The 19,763-nt window shown below is 38.1% G+C and carries 15 protein-coding genes and 1 other RNA gene; 2 read left to right on the plus strand and 14 right to left on the minus strand.

The window, feature by feature from the left end:
* Window positions 1-66: 66 nt before the first annotated feature.
* Window positions 67-2,343 carry a TonB-dependent receptor gene (locus tag TY03_RS03510; RefSeq protein ID WP_042367516.1) on the minus strand — a complete coding sequence of 759 codons (2,277 nt, stop codon included), beginning with the start codon at window positions 2,341-2,343 and terminating at the stop codon, window positions 67-69.
* A gap of 325 nt (window positions 2,344-2,668) precedes the next feature.
* Window positions 2,669-4,528, minus strand: a complete 1,860-nt coding sequence (locus tag TY03_RS03515; RefSeq protein ID WP_042367518.1) for a tetratricopeptide repeat protein — start codon at window positions 4,526-4,528, stop codon at window positions 2,669-2,671.
* Between the two features lie 497 nt (window positions 4,529-5,025).
* Here TY03_RS03515 and rnpB point away from each other — a divergent pair.
* Together rnpB and TY03_RS03520 are read left to right on the plus strand one after the other, a co-directional pair.
* Window positions 5,026-5,389: RNase P RNA component class A (rnpB, locus tag TY03_RS21425), an RNA gene on the plus strand.
* A gap of 27 nt (window positions 5,390-5,416) precedes the next feature.
* The gene (locus tag TY03_RS03520; protein WP_042367520.1) at window positions 5,417-6,736 is read left to right on the plus strand and encodes a YihY/virulence factor BrkB family protein; all 1,320 of its coding nucleotides are present in this window, start codon (window positions 5,417-5,419) and stop codon (window positions 6,734-6,736) included.
* A gap of 4 nt (window positions 6,737-6,740) precedes the next feature.
* Here the strand turns inward: TY03_RS03520 and TY03_RS03525 are convergent, their stop codons facing one another.
* The 12 genes from TY03_RS03525 to TY03_RS03575 form a co-directional block, all read right to left on the minus strand.
* The gene (locus TY03_RS03525) at window positions 6,741-7,283 is read right to left on the minus strand and encodes a nitroreductase family protein (protein WP_042367523.1); all 543 of its coding nucleotides are present in this window, start codon (window positions 7,281-7,283) and stop codon (window positions 6,741-6,743) included.
* 41 nt (window positions 7,284-7,324) lie between these two features.
* A complete protein-coding gene (locus TY03_RS03530; RefSeq protein ID WP_042367525.1) occupies window positions 7,325-7,927 on the minus strand; it encodes a riboflavin synthase in 603 nt (200 codons plus the stop codon).
* A 438-nt stretch (window positions 7,928-8,365) separates the two neighbouring features.
* Complete coding sequence (locus tag TY03_RS03535) at window positions 8,366-8,707, minus strand: hypothetical protein (protein ID WP_042367527.1); 342 nt, start codon at window positions 8,705-8,707, stop codon at window positions 8,366-8,368.
* A gap of 4 nt (window positions 8,708-8,711) precedes the next feature.
* Window positions 8,712-8,999 carry a hypothetical protein gene (locus TY03_RS03540; RefSeq protein WP_042367529.1) on the minus strand — a complete coding sequence of 96 codons (288 nt, stop codon included), beginning with the start codon at window positions 8,997-8,999 and terminating at the stop codon, window positions 8,712-8,714.
* A 122-nt stretch (window positions 9,000-9,121) separates the two neighbouring features.
* A complete protein-coding gene (locus TY03_RS03545) occupies window positions 9,122-10,027 on the minus strand; it encodes a hypothetical protein (RefSeq protein WP_042367530.1) in 906 nt (301 codons plus the stop codon).
* A 77-nt stretch (window positions 10,028-10,104) separates the two neighbouring features.
* Window positions 10,105-10,299 carry a hypothetical protein gene (locus TY03_RS21710; RefSeq protein WP_074434129.1) on the minus strand — a complete coding sequence of 65 codons (195 nt, stop codon included), beginning with the start codon at window positions 10,297-10,299 and terminating at the stop codon, window positions 10,105-10,107.
* 13 nt (window positions 10,300-10,312) lie between these two features.
* Window positions 10,313-11,197, minus strand: a complete 885-nt coding sequence (locus TY03_RS03550; protein ID WP_042367532.1) for a hypothetical protein — start codon at window positions 11,195-11,197, stop codon at window positions 10,313-10,315.
* A 15-nt stretch (window positions 11,198-11,212) separates the two neighbouring features.
* Window positions 11,213-11,413 carry a hypothetical protein gene (locus TY03_RS03555; RefSeq protein ID WP_042367533.1) on the minus strand — a complete coding sequence of 67 codons (201 nt, stop codon included), beginning with the start codon at window positions 11,411-11,413 and terminating at the stop codon, window positions 11,213-11,215.
* A gap of 200 nt (window positions 11,414-11,613) precedes the next feature.
* On the minus strand, window positions 11,614-16,161 hold the full coding sequence (locus TY03_RS03560) for an Ig-like domain-containing protein (protein ID WP_042367535.1): 4,548 nt from the start codon (window positions 16,159-16,161) through the stop codon (window positions 11,614-11,616).
* 1 nt (window position 16,162) lies between these two features.
* Window positions 16,163-17,959, minus strand: a complete 1,797-nt coding sequence (locus TY03_RS03565) for a hypothetical protein (protein ID WP_042367536.1) — start codon at window positions 17,957-17,959, stop codon at window positions 16,163-16,165.
* Between the two features lie 9 nt (window positions 17,960-17,968).
* Window positions 17,969-18,235, minus strand: coding sequence for a hypothetical protein (locus tag TY03_RS03570; RefSeq protein WP_042367537.1), 267 nt, complete (start codon window positions 18,233-18,235; stop codon window positions 17,969-17,971).
* A gap of 2 nt (window positions 18,236-18,237) precedes the next feature.
* Complete coding sequence (locus tag TY03_RS03575) at window positions 18,238-19,746, minus strand: hypothetical protein (protein WP_042367539.1); 1,509 nt, start codon at window positions 19,744-19,746, stop codon at window positions 18,238-18,240.
* Between the last annotated feature and the right edge of the window lie 17 nt (window positions 19,747-19,763).

Raw genomic sequence — 19,763 nt, forward strand, 5'->3', positions numbered from 1 at the left:
ATACAACAGAAAAGCATCTTCACGATAAAATTCAGCAATAGCAACCAGCTTTGAACAAACTCTATCTTATTCACCTATCACCCTAAATCCTTTGTCACTATTCTTCAGCTTTTCATGCGAGCGACTCGGTTTTCTATTCTGCAATTTATATCGCACTCCAATCAAAACTAGGTTTCCTCTATTCGTAAATTGATTATCGTAATAATAAGAATAACCTGGCATATCTGTCCAACGTTCGGCTTGTTTATTCGATAAGATAAATCGCATGCCCAACGAAACATCTAAATTGGATGATACCTCATAAGAAAGTTTACACATCGATTCTGGAGAGGAATAACTTCGTTTGTACATGCTATAACTATTAGTGGGCAATCCGTATGAACCCGATAAATTGAATTTCTTATAGCGAAGTCCTAGATTAACCATTCCGGTAAGGTAATGATCTTTTTGAGAAATATCGGGAAAACTAATTGTATTGTATGCCACATTGAATCCCACAAACCCCATGTTCGCTATTGTATATCGAAAACTCAATGCCGTAGACCACCCATTACAAGATCCCTCATTAGCCAATGACTGAATATACACTCCTTCTACCTCTTTTCCGGAAGCAACAATATCATCATCAATTCTCCGATACCTTACCGAAGGTTCCACATAAAAACCTTTTTTTGTAAAGGTGTAACTCAATTTCAATTGTTGCATTCTGTAAGGTTTCAAATACGGATTTCCGGTCGACATTGATAATGAATCCGAAGAAGTATTATAGGGATTAAGTTGAACCACATCAGGGGCAGTTAGTTGCATATTATAATTCAAAGTGAATGCATGATGGCTATTTATTTTATATCCCAAGTTCAATACTGGCCGAAAGCCTAGATATTGATTTTTATAACCTTCTACATCTCTAAAAATCAAATCAACACCAACAGATGCTGCCAACGACAAATTACCCCACAAACGGTTCATCTCCACATAAGCATATTCGTCCCATTCTTTGTGTTTAAACGCAGATTTCGTCTTTGTTCTTTGAACAATTTCATTGGATTGAAAATGGCTATTCAGTCCAATCTTCGATTGAAAACCAAGCCACTCAAATTGATAAGAAGGTGCAAATGAAAAACCAATCCGTTGGTTATGAAAATTAAAATCAGTTATCAAATCGGTTTCACCCCTTTCCAACTGATTGGCAATATTCTTATTCTTGTTAAGGTTTATCTGCAAAAGCAGATCGAGTGCAGAGGCGTCAAAACGGTGAGTATGATAGAAATTGGCTGAACCGTTCCAAGACCGATCATCGTACGTGCGTGTGTAGGCATACTTGTTCGTCCGATTGGATGCGATGTCGGTAATCAGTGTCTGACCATTGCCATCGTTACTTTGAGGAACATAATTCAGCATCAAACTAAACGAACTATAATCCGACGAAGACCAGCTCCGATCTCCACCTAAAGCAAAATAAGTGTCCGAATAATCGGAATTCCTCTTATAAGTAGCGTTGCGGATGCTCTGCACAGTTTTACTCACTTCCGTCATGTCCGACTTATTATCTAGAAAAGCAAAACTTTGTGCCGACAGATAAAAAGAGTATTTGCTATTTCCCCACTCCAAAGAAGCATCTGCTATACCAAACCGAATGAGAGGGTGCGTATCTAATCCCGCATTGAAGGATGTGTATGATTGCTCCGATTTCTTCACCTTTATGTTAACAACACTTGTATAGCCTTCACGCATAAATTCAGCCGAAGAGGTCGGAACCACGTCTACCGATAAGATATCTTCAGCACTGATGGCAGATAATCCACCTTCCCGCCTCATACCATTGACAAGGATCAGTGGGTTACTACCATCATTCAATGTTATTTTTCGGGTATTAGGGTCAATGGATAAAGACGGTATTTCTTGTAGTGCATCTAGTATATCTTTCTTTTTCAATGCACTACCCGATAGCAGAAACGTTTGCCCCATGGCGGACTGCTTCACAACATCGCTTCTATTGGCTTTTACTACCACTTCGTCTAGTGCGTAGGGTTCATCTTCCATAGTGAACGAAATTGTTTTATCGGCAACAAGGTTTATCGACTCTATTAGTGACTGATATCCCATAAAACTCAGCGAAAGAAAGTAATTGCCCGGTTTAAGCTGTTTTAACTGATATCGTCCTTGATCATCACTGATGGTGCCGGTTATTAAAGTAATTGTATCAGAAGCCAGCAAAGCAATGGAAGCATAAGGAATGACGTTATTCTTTTTATCGAATACGCTACCCTCTAATGTCAATTTCTGAGCACATAAATCACTGATAAATAATGCTACTATAAAAAGTAAGATGTTTCTCTTCATTAGCTTATTCTATTTAATTGTTTTTTTAACCTACACATTCAATAGTACTTCAATGGAATTTCTAACTTTTACAGATGCATATCATCGAGGATTCATGTTCATAAATGATTTAACCACTACCCTTCATTATTGCAATAGTAATGTCGTTATCCATAGAAGAGCTTATAACCTCTTATTTCAGTTATTAACTAATACAAAAATAGTGCTTAGTTTTCAAAATCAAGTAAACAGAAAACGGACTAAAAACGGACAAATGAAAAATGTAATATGCTATTTATAAACATATTACATTTTTATAATTCTAATAAAACGGACAATCAATGCTCTAGAATTCCCAAACAAATAAATCGAGGGTTCGTTTACTCCCTAAATCTTGCCCAAACTCATGAATGATACGAGCTTTGATTCGCTGCTTACGCTTTGACACAGAATCTGCAGTAATATTCAAGATCGTACCAATCTCTGAATTGGTTAATCGTAACTTAAGTAAACAACACAATAGTAAATCATCGTCTGACAGTGGTATTTGCTTACTGAGCCGAACAGTAAAACTGTCGAATAATTCATTGATCGCCTCTTGAACAGCATATAATTCGCCAGATTCCAAATACTTAGGTGACCGCTTCAAGGAGTCTAACACAGGTGTCTTTCTGATCAACTGATTGCATAAGAATTTTTCACGCTCGAGCGAGCAAGTCTTTTCGTCGGATAATACCTTCAAGGCGTCTAACTCTTTTGCTTTTTCTAGCAAAGACTTCGAATAATGCCCGATACTCAATTGAAGTTGAGCATTCTCTTCGTGCAAATCGTTGTTTTGACGTTGTATATCTAATAATGCATTCTGTTGCTCTTCCAACTGTTCCTGCACATCTTGATTCTCTTCAATTTGTAAAGCCAATTCCTGCATACGATTTTCGTTCGTATTGATAAGTGACTCGTTTTTATGAATCTTCAACAGACATAGACGAATCTCTTCTTCATTTTTTTGAATCGTATGTTCTTTGCGAATTAGCTTGCGCTGATAAATGTAGATAATTATACCAAGCATAGAAATTAATAAAATAAACAGCAACAAACCGTTTCGAACGGTACTATCTTTTTCCATTTGTAACTGATTCTTTTCATTCTGTAATTTCTCTTTATTATACTTTTCCTGCAGTTCGACCACCTCTCTACTAAGAGCTGTCTTCTGAATGGAATCTGAATAAATCAAATATTCATCATTATACTCAATCGCCTCTTTGTATTTCTGCTGCTCTTTATTTAAAAGATATAAAGCATGATAAGCTGAACGGACTGTATAAATATTATCAGAAAGTATCGCTTTTTGCAAATAGTAATTTGCAGAATCATTCTTGTTTATAAAACGGTAAAGATCGCCTATACGAAGTAATATTTGATCTGCAGCAAGATACTCTTTCTTATTATAAATCAACGCTTTGCGAATATTATCGAGTGCTAGTTCATAGTTCTTTTTCCGCGTATAGATACCTGAGAGTTCACAATAGCCACGCGTCAGCTCCCGCCCTTCATTTGCCTTTTTAGCAACCTCTATTGCTTTCTCATAATACTTAATACTCTCATCCCATTTGAATTGCTTCGCATATACTCTGGCGATATACGATAAGCTACTGGATATATATTCTGCATTGTTTGATAAACTTGCATGCTCATAAGCTTTTTGAAGGGGAGGCATTGCATATTCATTTAATGATCGATACAGATAAATCAGTCCCAAATTAGAATAAACCAAGAAAGCTAGCTGATGGTCATCTGTTTTCTCTACTTCAAACGAAGCCTCTAGAAAATAATGTGTTGCTTTCTCTATATTGCCCATGTCTTCATTTATCCTCCCTTGATAATTGGCCGCAAGTGCTTTTCGTTGCGAATTCTCTTGCTCTGCAAAATAGTCATAAGCAGTGTTTATCAACGAATCAGAAGTATGCTTCTCGTTATTTTTATCTCTTGCTTGCGTCATTAGCAAACACCAGGTGGCATTCTGATAACGATTGGAGGGAGAAGGAGTTTGCATACGTTCCAGAATCAGCAATGCACTATCCGGATGAGTGTACATAAGAGTCTCAGCTTTCACTAAGTCGGGCAATAGAGCGCCTGCATCCTTACGATCGCAAGAAACGAGCATAAATAGAACGAAGAATGCCCAAAGGTAAAACCTATTAATCATAGTTTTAGGGTGGTGTTATAGTATTGTACTAACAAAAATAGCTTTTTTTCAGCAAATTAAAAGGAAATACAAAAGAAAAGTAACAAAAGCATGTTTCCTTTTAACAATGTTAACCACTTTATTCGCTTCAAATTTCTTTCTTTACAAAAGTACGTACTTCTTGCATGAATGACTATAATATCTTTGATAGCAAGAGTACGTATTTAACACAGCGTTAATATACGTATGCTACAAACAAAGAAACAGAGCATTGGAAGCGATTAAAATATCGGTCATACAACACTAACATTCAATAACTTAACAAACGAAATAACTTTCTATCCAAGCTTTATTTCCTCACCTTTCCTCTTCCATTTATTGCATGATTGGCTTCGCTATTCAAGAATACTTATGTAAGCAACAACTTCGTCAGCCTTCATTTAAAACAACCCAACAAATATGTCTTTTAAATATTTCCTTGCTCATTTGAAATAATTCACGTACTTTTGTAGACTAAAGCAGTTGGCCGGTTTGTCGCTTGTGCTTCGGCGCAGGAGGAAAGTCCGGGCAACATAGAGCGTCCCACTTCCTAACAGAAAGCTGTCCGTGAGGGTAGAGTAACGTAGAAGAAAATAACCGCCACTCTTCGAAAGAAGAGCGGTAAGGGTGAGAAGGTGGGGTAAGAGCCCACCAGCCATACGGCGACGTATTGGGCTGTGCGTCTTGGGAGTTGTAAGGTCATGTATACCGGCGTTATGAGAGTAGCTCGCTCCATGTCGGAGGGTAGACCGCTAAAGTGCCGTGGTGACACGTCACTCAGATAAATGACAGACACCTTATATCTATAAGGTACAGAACTCGGCTTATAGGCTGGCTGCTTTTCTTTTTTACTTAATGACAACGAACTCTATGAAGCAAAAAATCTCTGATTTCTGGATATTCGTTACTTATGATATCTGGCGCATTACCGAAGATGAGGTAACGAAAACAACGTTCTCCTTATATACCATCATAAAAACGGTTTATCTCTGCATCAACCGCTTTATCAAAGACCGATTGATCAACAACGCATCGGCACTGACTTACAGTACCCTGCTCGCCATTGTGCCCATACTGGCTATCTTGTTTGCCGTAGCGCGCGGCTTTGGCTTTGCCAACTTAATGGAACACCAGCTTCGTACCGGATTTGGTGGAACAACCGAAACTTCAGAGGCCATTCTATCATTCGTAGACTCTTATTTGTCGCAAACCAAAGGGGGTATCTTTATCGGAGTGGGTTTGGTTATGTTGCTATGGACGGTTATCAATCTGGTAAGTAGTATTGAGATAACCTTCAACCGCATCTGGCAGGTAAAAAAGGCGCGTTCGATGTACCGCAAAATAACAGATTACTTCTCAATGCTGTTGCTGATGCCTATCTTAATTGTTATCTCGGGCGGACTTTCGATATTCATGAGCACGATGCTCAAAGAGATGTCGGACTTTGTGCTGCTGGCACCGGTGATGAAATTCCTGATCAGACTCATTCCCTTCGTATTGACCTGGGCTATGTTTACAGGGCTTTACGTATATATGCCCAACACGAAAGTAAAACTAAAGCATGCACTTATATCTGCTTTGGTTGCCGGAACAGCCTATCAGGCATTTCAATTTTTGTATATCAGCAGCCAATTGTGGGTATCGCGCTACAACGCTATCTACGGTAGTTTTGCTGCATTGCCGATGTTTTTGCTGTGGTTGCAGATTTCGTGGACAATCTGCCTCTTTGGCGCACAACTTACGTATGCGGGGCAGAACATCCGCAACTTCAGTTTCGACAAAGATACACAGAATATCAGTCGCCGCTACCGCGACTTCATCGCTATCCTGATTATGTCTCTCATTGCTAAACGTTTTGAGAATAACGAGCAGCCCTATACCGCCGAAGAACTATCTGAAGAGCATCAGATTCCGATCCGGCTGACCAACCAAACGCTCTACCAATTGCAGGAGGTTGATCTGATTCACGAAGTGGCAACCGACCATAAGAGCGATCCGATTGCTTATCAACCGTCGATAGACATCGGGCAGCTCAATGTAGCTTTATTGCTCGACAGGCTCGACACATACGGGTCGGAAGATTTCAAAGTGGATAAAGAAGAACTCTTCAATGGGCAATGGAAAGTATTACTCGACTCACGAGCCGAATATTACAAGAGTGCCAGCCGGGTATTATTGAAAGACTTATAAGCGTTCAATAACGATTGTAGGATATGATCTTGTCTTTAGGCTTACGGCTTTTCTTGCGTTTGTCTTTGGCGGGATAACCGATCAGAATATCGAGAAGCAAACGTTTCGAGGCAGGAATACCGGTGAGTGCTTTGATCTCTTTCTCGTCAAACCACCCTAGAATACAAGAGCCAAGGCCTTCGCTCTCGGCCGCCAATACAAGATGGGCAGCAGCAATCCCCACATCAATCAGTGGGAAGTGCTTGTCTTTTACTTTGCCACCCAATAAGGAAGTGATATTGGCAGATTCTTCCACGACCAAAATATGAACAGGAGCCGTGCGGGCAAACTTATTCATGCCCATGCCTGCGGCTGCTTTGCCTACCTTCACGGCAAGTTCTTTATCAGTCACCACCACAAATCGCCACGGTTGCGCATTGCAGGCCGAAGGAGCTAACCACCCTGCCTCAAGTATACGTTCCAACTTCTCGGGCTCTACTGCCCTACTTTCGTCATAAGCCCGGTCGCTTTGACGGGCATTGACCAATTGCAAAAAATCATTGTCCATAAACGAAGATATTTGATGGTGATTGATAAAGAATCGTGGGGTTAATTCAGTTGAATCATCCGACTTACATACTTACCGATGATATCGAACTCAAGATTAATCACACTACCAATCTTAAATGTATGAAAGTTAGTATGCTCATAAGTATAAGGAATGATGGCTACCTGAAACGTGTCTTCGGTGGGGTTACATACGGTAAGGCTCACACCATTGACCGTTACCGAACCTTTATCTACGGTAAAGTAACCGCGCTTGGCCATCTCTTTGTCAAATGCATAACGAAAGGTAAAATACCAACTGCCGTCGGCATCCTTAATATCGATACAAGTAGCTGTTTGGTCTACGTGCCCTTGAACGATGTGTCCGTCCAAACGTCCGTTCATCATCATGCTACGCTCCACGTTTACCTTATCTCCTACGGCAAGCAAGCCCAAGTTCGAACGTTCCAGGGTCTCTTTCATAGCGGTAACGGTATAAGTATCTTCGGTCATACTCACAACGGTTAGACACACTCCATTGTGCGATACACTTTGATCGATCTTTAGCTCATTCACAAACGAACACTTAAAAGTAAAGTGGATATTCTCCTGGTCTTTGACCAGCGCTACCAAGGTAGCATATTCTTCGACGATTCCAGAAAACATAATTATCTACGATTTTATAATTGATACTTGATAGAAACACGTTATAATGGGTCAAAGATACAAAATAGAAGAAGAAGAGAGAAGATAAGGGCATAAAAAAAATGAAGCTTTTATAACCCCCTATGGCTATCAATCACTTAAGAAAATCGTTATTCATTTTTGCGCTTCTACTGCCTAGCAAGAAAGCTGCAAATATAGGGCTTTATTTATTGAAAACCAAACGAATGAGCACAAAATAAAATATCAGATTATAAGGCTTTGATAGAGTCACATCACCGCAAATATCCTTTTTTGATATTTGGAAAATCACCTTTTGCGTGAAAGAGGGAGGAGTGTGGTTAAAGCCGCCATCTCTCTAAAATATTACCCCATACCCCTTCTTGCATCGGGAAAAAGAAAAGCCAGCTATCATTGTTAATAACTGACTCATTTATTAGGTTAAAAATCAATATTGATTTGCTTTTTAGGATGAATCTGTAGAAGTCTATCTCCTATGAGCTTCACCAATGCTATATCTATTCCTCGCTTATAACCAGCAGGCTTTTGCATATACTCATTCACTAGCCCAGCAGCGCATACAAGCCCAGCAACACCTTTCCTATCAAATTGCTGTATCGGCTCGTTCCACTGATTAGCTGCTTCCTTTATAGCAGCAATATCCACTATCACACTTTCATCATTACCACTGATAATACCTGTATCGGCATATCGTTTGTCCAGTTCATACCCCAACTCTATTAGATTCCATAGGGCTACAAGGTCTTTTGTTAGGTCTTCCATAATATTACTGATTCAAATTGTTAATAAATAAACATCTTTCTTCACTGCCCATAGCTGCTAACATAGCTTTGAGTTCATCCTTGTGCTCGTCGGCTTTCTCTACCAGCTTTTGTTGCTTCAACTCCTTTAGGTTAGAGACATACATCTCATAGCTCTTAATACGTTCCTTACACATCTTAATGTACTCTTCGGGAGTAGCAGTACTTTTGAACTGCTTGCCGAATGTTCCACACTGTACCTTGCGGTCTGTTAGGTCTACTTCTTGACCTTGAATAGTGACTTTGTTAGTCATATTAATAAAATTTTAATTCATTGGTTAATTCCAACTCTGCAAAGGTATATGGAATCAATGAGGAAAAATGAAATTAAAATACAGATAAAAAGTAATGAAAAATTTCATACAAATAGTGTAGCTCACTTCTTCATAAACTTATTGTACTTAATCATTTCCTTTCTTACAAAAGTTTGCTTCTCTGCTGTATTGTATGCAGGGTTATATTCTTCATCTATTAATCCTAATATTTCTGCGATGTCATACAGAAATGCGTATTGCTGACTTGTAAACCATCCTTGCTTTATCTCATAAAGCCCATTGCGCTTAAATTCTACTCCTAATGTATATAATAATGCTCCTAAATAATGTTCATTCTTCCTTTTTTGTAAGGTCGTTTCTATTGCAAGTATTGTCTTAACCCCTCTCAAGGTAAACCCAATAGGCTGTATAAATTCACCTTTACTGTTCTTTGCATAATATGGAGTAACATTTTCTTCAAATAGATAACCAATGTAGAGACGGATATCAATATCGTCATCGTTCTCGAATCCTACAATTCTCTTATAATTTTTACTAGCACTGTATTCAAAAAAGCAAGTTCTGGTATCTTTGTTATCAACTGGAGTTATTCTTTCTTCACTCCAAAGTAGTTCGGGGTAAAGGAACTTATAGAACTGTATCATTTCTTTAGGCGAGTATGCCGTTGCAAGTCTTTTATTGAGGGTATCAAACAATAGTTTTGTAGTTTCCCCATATGGGAAGTCTAAATATGTTTTCCCATTGTATTTGATTTGAATTGAATCATTCTTTTGGATTCCATATAAGAGACGAACCAGATTAGCTAAATCGATAACCTCAGTACTCCGGTATCTTCTAACACGTTTGATAGTGGTAATTATAATTTCTAAAAGTATATCTTGTTGTCCTAATTCTTCCAGTTTAGTTGGTTCTTTATATTTTTGAGCTCGCTCTATTATTAGTGGCAATAGATTCTTTACCTGTGTAATATCATATCCATTTACTATATTGTTATCAGCAGTATTCATTTTTCATATTTGTTATTAGTAATACCACAAAGGAACATAAAAGCCTGCAATCTCAAAAGGACTACAGGCTTTTTTCTTTACTTATTTTTATAGTGGTAATCTACTCCAAAAAGCGCACCAGAAAAGGTTGACAGTTCACCGAAGGCAACCAATACCGAACTATTTATTATACCAGCAGGTGGAACGCAAAAGCCAGCTATGAGCAACCCTACACCTACCAGACATAGAAAACAAGCTACTATTAATTGTATATTATTTTTCGTGTTATTCATTTTGTTTATTATTTTATTTCATTGATTTAGATATTAGTTTCCTATTGCCAAATGTTCCGCCATCTATTAAATCAAAAGCACTGTAATTCAGCACACACCATTTTCCATTATAAACCAAATCATCTGCACCTGCATCATCACTTAAACTATCGGGAATAAAAAGCAGTTCTAAATATGTATGACCGTGCAACTCTACCGTTTGGCATTGAATGATATTATCAATATCACCAGCATTATTTGAATACACATCAAAACCACCAGCTATTAAACTTATGTTTCCGATAAATTTAGTCATATTGTATATCTTAAATTTATATGCTTTACCGAATTTCAGATTATTTGTGCTACGTGATAAAATAAGCATTGTACTAAAATCACCATCACTTGCATTTATAATAATATTGGGATTAGTTGCATCCATCACAAATAAATTATCTACTCCGTTTTCGTATGTTTTATATTCTTCTTGTATTTTCCCTCTTATATACAAATCATTCATTTCCATATCACCCTCTTTAGTAAATGAGATTTTACCATTTGCAAATTGCCCAGAACCATCTGCATTAAGTGACCAGTTGCCAGTAACACTTTTAATAGCTCCTGTTAAATGTACATTATCTGAATACAAACCATAGCCCGATATCTCTTCTGTAAATGTAGGGTCTGATATTCCATCCAAACACCCCAATCGGCTCTTTAAGCATCCAGCAAAGGACTTGCTTTTAATTCCATCGAGCACATCTATACAAGGAACTCCCGATTCATCAGCCTGCAAATAGATAGCTGCCTGTCTGGTCTTATCCGATACATTCCCAAACTGTACTACTTCATCTCCTATTTCTGGTAAGCTCTGACCATCAAATTCTATCTGCTTTACATAGAGACTGTCGCCTACCACTTTATCTACCTGTACTCAGTAAGATTTGATGGTACTACCTGTAAATCGTTGGCATCGGATAAAGTCTCCAGCCATAAAGCTCATATCATCTTCAATAGCCAATATATAAGAAGTACTGTCTGTAGATACTTTCTTAATCTTACCATTACCCTGTGTAATTGCCATTGCACCCTTTAAGGCTCTTATCTTACTGATTAGTAATTCAAATACGGTCATTGTATTTCTGATTACCAAATCATCTACTTCTAATTTATACTTGCCATCTTGCCAGTTTCATATCTTCCAACCATTACCCGTAAAACCGTTGGTAAAGGTTGGGCTGCCTACAAAACCATCAATAGAGGTACTTAATAATTGTGCCATATTTGTTTAATTAAAGCAGGTATGAGCTTCCCCATACCTACTGTATTATTGATTTATATCTTTGTTATCTCTATTAATACAATCGGAGATAATCTATCTAATGCTCCTGCAAACGTCACATCGCTATATTGAGAGATTAATAAGAAACCGTCCTCATCCACTATTACATCATTAAATTCATACCAGTACTGGTTGTTATTAATGACCTTTGATGAGTCTTCGACTGGAATTTGGATAAGCTGATTCTGTACTCTGATTATATTTGGGTATTTATATGCAGTATGTGTTTTAGCAGATAACAGAAGTCTCACCTTATAGTTTCCAGCAGGCATTTCGGTTAGATACTTAACTGCCTGTTGTGTCGAATCTGTTCTTATACCACCATATAATTGAATCTCTTTTTTACCACTATTTACAATCAAGTTATTAGGATATACTCCATTTTCATCAATAAATGTAGGAGATTCCCAATATGCAGGGGTTATATTTACCTCTAATGAAATGCCATATTTAGCTCTGAATTTGTCTATAATCGTCTTATTATATTTATAATATTTACCAACCTCTTTACCTATTTGCATACCTTCTAAATCTAATATCTGCGGAACACCAGCTTCTGCATTTGATACTTTATTAACATAACCAACGCTATCCACTATTCCTGCTGTTGTTACATTTCCAAATAAAACAACTCGGTGTTTCCCTGTGAAATTAACATTAACAACCTTTTCTACCACCTCATTCAAATTATTTCGTCCTTGAATTGTGATAATATGAATACCTTTAGCTAATGGTATATCAACAGAATCTACCATTCTACTCCAGACGGTAAATTCACCTTCATCAACCTTGTATCTGAACTCATTTATATTCTCATAATAAATTGCACATTCGATGTGGTCATCATATTTGAACTGTGCATTTGGAGTTAGTTCAATTAAGGGGTCATTGACACCATCCACTCTAATAACTTTAACCGATACTTTCTCTGTATTAGAGTAGCCATATACATTTCTTAATCTAACAAACACATTCTGAACCACTTCAAATAAAGGTTTAATGTCAACCTCAAATGTATTACTCAAACAACTAACATCTAGGGAATCATACCATTTATGTGTTCCAGATGGTATAGAATAAGACTGTACATTAGAGAAGGTTTCCGAATCTGAAACATCAAGAAAGTTAGCTTCACCAAATTCTTTATTAGCATTTACTGTTGTTAATGAAAGCTTTGCAACAGTAACGGTCTCTGGACAAGACACAGAAGAAATAACAGGCACTTCGTTAAATACTGGAAGCTGGGAACTATATGGAGTCTGTAGCTCTCCCAATAATCGGGTGAAGTACCAAGCATTATCCAGATTATCATTGGTTGGATTTTCCAAATACTTTTGAACATACCTAGAAGCACGCTCGGTTGTATCCGTAGAATAACCAAAATTGATTAATCCCGTTTTCATATTCTTACTAAACGAAGTAACACCTTTACCTCTTGTTACAATAGCAGTTTCGGGTAAGTTACGAATAATTGCAGAATAAGTTTTATAAGATAGATAATCTGGAATAGTTATATTAATAATAAATTTACAACCAGTAGAAGTTATCAGCTTACTTATCTTCGCTACACGTTGGTAATACATATACTCAATGGCTTCATCTGCTGAGCAAAACCAAATAGTATCACTACCATTAGCTCCTGCTATATCAAATATTTCTTCGAAGAAGCTCAAGTCTTTTCTTAAAAGAGCTGTATTTTCATCACTTATACTACCATTAGGTTCTATATTATATCCTAATCCGTGAGTTAATTCAGTAGCCAGCGTTGGTTTTCCCAGCGAAGCAAGTTGGTGCTGCGTACGCCATAAGTTAGACCTAAACGGATGATTTTCAGAATAAACATACGATGTATTTAATGTGTTTCGTATTTCTGACAGTGGAACATTCGACAAATTAGAGTCCCAACTAAAAGCGGTACGATGAGCAGGCAATCCATAGTGAGAAACAGAAGCAGGAAAGCGTTCCCCATAGGTAGTGCCTTTCTCGTTATTAGCAAGAGATTCTGGCGTATAAAATGCTGCACCTCCTCCAGACATTAATAATGTCTTAGGGTCTTTAATACAAGGTTGTGTATAATAAGGGTCTCCATCTGGATTAGCATAAGTAACAGAAGTATAACCAAATTTACTATGCAGAACATTGCGGTCACGCTGTAAAGGATACGTATAATCGTTTTCATATTTCTGCTTAATAGGGTCAGAAGTAAGAAAGTTCATATTATGTAAGATGAAGTGTCCACCATAATCTTTATGTTTTAATATATCCTCTCTTTGAACTTCAGTTGCATTACCCGACTCAAATGAAAGCCCTAATTCCGTTTCTACAACTCCAGCTGTATCAAAAACAAAAGGAATAAGCGTATCACATCCATCTGTATATCCCAATCGTCTCGGTGAACGTCTTTTGTCAGCCATTGACAATAAATTCATTTCACCATCTGTACGCTCATAGCGTTTTATCTTTTTAGGAAGATATTCTCTATTACAATATCTAAATGCCATTCTCCATAAAGAAGTTAGGTTATCATCGTTTCTTAAACAGTAGGTGAACTTCTTATCATATTTATAATAAGGTATCTCCATTGACATAGTTTCTGCCTCTTCCTGTGTACATTGTACATCTACATCAAAGTTATATGTAATTAGTTCTGGCTCTTTATAGAATATAGGAGCAACAATATCTTCTTGATATGAATTATCTTCGTTTTTAAATTGCCAATTAATATATTTATAACCAAACTCGGCATAAAGCTCAATATCTACCACTCCATCTGCTGGAATAGGTGTCCAATCTACCGATTGAAGCGTGGACTCCGTACCATTTTCTTTAATGGTCTCGGTATATTTATAATGTGTGGGTGCTCCTTTTTTAGTTAGTTGCCATTTAGAGAATATAGAACTTACCGAATTATCCGTTTTGTCAATATTGGTACAACTCACTTCCATTGCAAAAGGAACGACTGTAACACCCATACTGGTAGTTAGATTATGTTTGGGTTCTTGCAATATCACATTAAATATACCAGACTGCACCAATGAACGAACCATTCCAGTATCTGAGACAGTAGCCATTGTTGGCTCGGAAACTGACCAGTGTAATGTATCTACATCTGCATCTACAGGAGTTGGTATATAGGATAATTGATAGTCATATCCTGCCACTATCTTGGCTGCTCCTTGAATTGTCAGGTTAGTAGCAGGTATAATAATACGTATAACATTATCATCCTTTTTGCCACCTTGTAAAGAGGACAACTGAATCGTGACATCTCCTTTCTTAATAGCTTTCACCAGTCCATTTTCAATGGTCGCCACATCAGTATTGGAAGAGTCCCATAAAACAGTACGATTGGTTGCGTTGGAAGGAGTTAATGCATATTGGAACTGGTGCGTTTCTCCCACATCCAATGAAATAATCTTATTGGTTATGGCAAGGGAACGAACGGGAGTTAATGCAGTCAGTGAAATGGAATCGCTGATATGATTATCAGATGTAGCAGTGATAATTACTTCACCATCCTTCTTATAGGTAACCATCCCCAAGGGGGTAACGGTAGCAATATCGACATTGCTTGACTCGTAATGAAGTGTTTTATTTTTAGCATTGGCTGGTAAAACTTGGGCGATAAGCTGCAAGGGTTCATCGGAATTTAATTCGGTTTCCGTATTCATTATTTTCACTGATTTAACTGAGATGGAAACTCTTACCGAAGCCTCTGCTGTCGCACCACCCCGAACAGCTTCGACTTTGATAATACAGTCACCGTTTCCCATAGGAGTAACCACACCAGAGCTATTGACCATAGCCACATTAATATCTGAAGAGAGCCATTTAAGTGTTTTGCTAGTAGCATTATCGGGAAGGAATGTCGCGATAATTCTTTCTTGTGCATCATCCAAGGTAAGTTGATAGCTGGACAGTAGAATACTGTCAATTAAAATATCCTCATTGTTGCCACCACCAATAGTGAATAAAAGGTCTCCTATATACACCTTGGGAATTACCTTTTCACTCTCATCAGCGATAAAATAAAAGACTTTGCGACTTTTCTGTGCCAATGAATCATATCTATCTTGCGGCAATATCTCAAACAAGAAATTACAATCACCCGTAGCATTAGATAATTCCACCAAGCCAGTAGCAACCGCTCCTTCCGTCACCGTTCCTGTTTCTGTGATACTGCTACCGTCCGCCTCAGTAATGGCTGAACTGGTAGCCTGTTTTAGTTGCAAGACATTCAACGGCGTTTTGGCAATCAATCCTTTATTAAAAGTTATTGTACCCTCAGCCACATCATCAGACTCTTTACTGAGGAACTTATTAGGTAAATCATCTATCTGTGTTTGCAGGACTTCCACCTCTGCATCTATTCGGGTGTTTATCTCTTCCACGTCTTTTTTATGCTGATACTCCAGATTCTCTAAAGCCATATTAGCACCAGCATTAGAAGAACCACCACCCATAGAACCTGTATAGGTCAGATGGGTAGTGTTATATTTTCCTCTACCTTTTTTAGGTATGTCTCTTTCTTTAAATTGCATATTACTTCTTCTCTATTAATTTAACCTCATTGGTCTGATTGGCATAGTCTATGCTCATTGTATCTATGATAAACTCTTTCTTTAAATTATTTTCCTTTACCAAAGTATAAGGTTTCAAATCATCCTTCAAAGTCAACTCTAACATACTCGCTGGTGTACTATATTGGTTCACATATCTATAAACCAATGCCTGTTCGGGCTTTAAATATAACTGGTCTAATCCTTTATTGTAAAGGTATCTCCAGTAAGTAGTATAGGCACTATTGGTGGTATCTCCAATACAGGAATAGCTAAAGTCCTTGTTATCGTAACTACCTATTTTGGTCTGTATTTCGTCAAACTCACTGACAAATGCCTCATTAATCACATTGGTATAGAGGGTATCCGTATCATTCCACCGCTCTTTGGTGTTCACCTCTATCTTGATATCCCTTAGCCAAAGTGCATCCACCCGATAAGAGCCATCCACTATTTGAGGACTGTATAATATAAATTCTGGTGTACCAGACAATCCATCACTGGCAGCAATAGGAATACCACAACCTGTAGCATTGATGCCCAGTTGCCAGCTAAGTGTATTCTTTATGTCCGTCCACTTACCGATATAGTGACTGGTATCCGAATCATCAAAGTAGATTTTAAAGGTAGTATCGTCAGTAGTCCACTTCGAACCGTTCCAACACTTATTCCCAATCTTTAATTTAGCAGTGATACATAACTTGGCAGGGTCATAATTATCTTTCTTCCTACCGTCTAAAATGGGACATATCCGACCTTCAATATCCGTCCACATCCCCGAACCGCTAATGACCAGATAACAGTCTGCACCCAGAATCATTGGCTTTACCGCATCAGATTTTAGTTTCAATACAGGCATCGCTTTGTTATGTTCATCCGAAGGATGTGCCCATAAATGCCTGCTGAAACAGATGTAGTTATTAAAAGACAGTGTACCCTGTGTACCTCTTCCATTTTCATAACTGGCTATCTTTATGAAAGAAGCTCCTATGAAATTCTGTAGGGAAGAGTAATACAAACTCGTTGGATTCACCGTAGACCAACTACCATCTTTCCTATAGTAGGTATGTTCCCAATTCTTATCCCAATACGTACGGTAGACATAATGGGTATCACCGAAGGTTTGGGTATAGGAGTAGTAAGGAAGTACACTACTCATTGTATTGGTCAGATTCTCTTCGGCAAAGAGTTCTGGCAGGATGTTCTTAATCGTGTACTTATTATTGGTCACTGATATCTTATTATAGACATTACCCAATGATAAGCTGCTACCTGTATCCATATAATCACTGGCTGCAATGGTTTTGCCATTGGAACAGGTCTCTATGACTGGAGACTGAAAACCGTCTGCACTGGAATAGACCAAGTACTCATTCATCCCCTTCTTTATGGCATCGTAATCTATAAAATAGACACTAGAGCCTACGGCTATCGCTGTCATTCCAAAAATTTGGCATACCTCTTGCAAAACTTCTCGATACGTAAAAGTTTCATCCTCATCTTCTCCTATAAAGTTCTGTTCAGATATAATAAGTTTCTTATAGATGTCGGTACTGGTACTGCTCCAATCCAACCGATTGGCATTAGTAAGGTATATCTTTTCATACGCATTGCATTTCTTGATACAGGCTATCAGAAGCTCTTCCAATGTGACAATACCCACCCTACCAGAAAGCGGCTCATATTTAAAATAGTCCAGCGTGGATAAAGCATCTATCGCTTCAAGTTCAAAGCTCTCATATTCCTCTTCATACGATTGGTTATAGATATTGGGAGTCAAATATCCAATTCATTCAATCGCTCCCAATTCATTTAGCAAGGAAACTTTAGTACCTTGTGCAGTGGCATTGTAGATATCAAACAGGTAGTCATTGTGTACTACCGTAATAGTGGCTGAACTTAATTTCAGTGGTTTATATATTGTAGTATCTCCTTCATAACCGACTATAAAGGGAGATTCTCCCAATAGAATATCGGTAGTAGTGCCTTGTGTTTGTATCTGGACAGTGTATCTTTTTTTGTCATAAATGCTATTGAAGTATCCTCTGTAACTCATTCTTATTTAATTTTAGCTGTTTTCGTATTGTAATTACTTAGTACGCCCTGTAACTCTTTTCCTTTTATCCGAAAGGTAACTTCTCCAGCCATTATAGCAGAATTGTTGCCTTCTGGCTTAATCAATTTCTTTAGTTTATTCAAGGGAGCTATTATTTCTGGATTGGAGCTCGCTCCGTTATATTCTCCCACATTGACCACTGAATTCCCATATACCACACCACCATCAGCCATTTTAGGGATACTGGCAATAGCAGCAGCCAATCCTACACCTGTGGCAGCCATTGCTATCACATTCATCGGGAATACCAGTTTACTTTGTTCGGCTATACCCAATGCTGCTTCGATACCAAATAAAGAAGCCAGTGCAGGTAGCATAGCAGCCACACCGCTAATGATATTGGCAGTATAGCCTAACCAGCCAGCAGTGGCTGAATCAGTTGCAGCAGAGAAAGCCCCCATTATAGTGGCTACCTGCGATAACGATTCCAGATAGTCATTATTGACTTTTACATCCTTTTTGGTTAGTACAGGTTTTAACTTGATTCCCGATAAATCAGTTCCTCTGGTCTGGAGCACATTGGTAGGTTTTTCTTTGCTGCCATCCAATCGCTTTTTATCGACTCTGGCTTCAATTTCAATAAGTAGTTTCTGGTTTTGTAATTCTTGTAATGCTTTATAAATTCCAGCTCTGGTTTCATCGGTGACAGCATTGGAATAATCCGCTCTGGCTTTGGCAATCTCAGCATCCAATTTAGCCAAACTACCCTCTGCTGGTGCTACTTTGACAGATGTACTATTCGACTTGAAAGAGCCGTTAATTTTGGCATCCGTATTATTTAATTGTAATTCGGCATCACTGATAGAGCCTAACATCTGATTAGCCTTATTATTAAGCTCTTTAGCCTTCCCAATGAAGGATTGCTCATCATCTGCCATCTCATAGAACAGTGACAGGAATTTACCTAACTGCCCTTGCTTGCTGGCTTTGAACGCTTCCAATTCCTTTTGCAATGCTTTTGATTCCTTGGTAGCCATCAAATCACCCGTATATGGATTCACCTCTTTGGCATTGTCTATTTTAGTCTGGTAATCAGTGACCTTACCATCATACGCCTGCTTCATCTCCAGCCCTTTAGACCGATTGGATTCTTTCATTGCCCAATCTAATGTTCCTCTGGACACATTGCCAGCCAGTCCTTGGTTAGCTAAACCCGAATCCAATGTTTTATAAGCGGCTTCCTTTTGAGTAGCAGCCAATCCTTGCTGTAGTTGATTAATCTCTTGCTGTATCTTTCGGGCTTTCTCCAAAGCAGCATTTCTATCGGCATCAGATTTACTTTTATCTCTGGAGATATTCTCCTGTATCTTCTTTTGTAATAGCAAGGAACTTAATTCTGAATTACTAAAAAGTTCTTTTGTCGCCAATTCATCTAAGATAGTAGATAGTTCTCCAGCCTTGGAAACTACATTACTTAGATTGGTGAAGAAATTCGTAAAGTCTGCCTGCATTACATTGGTAAAAAGGA

The organism is Bacteroides neonati (assembly GCF_000499785.1).
GTDB lineage: Bacteria > Bacteroidota > Bacteroidia > Bacteroidales > Bacteroidaceae > Bacteroides > Bacteroides neonati.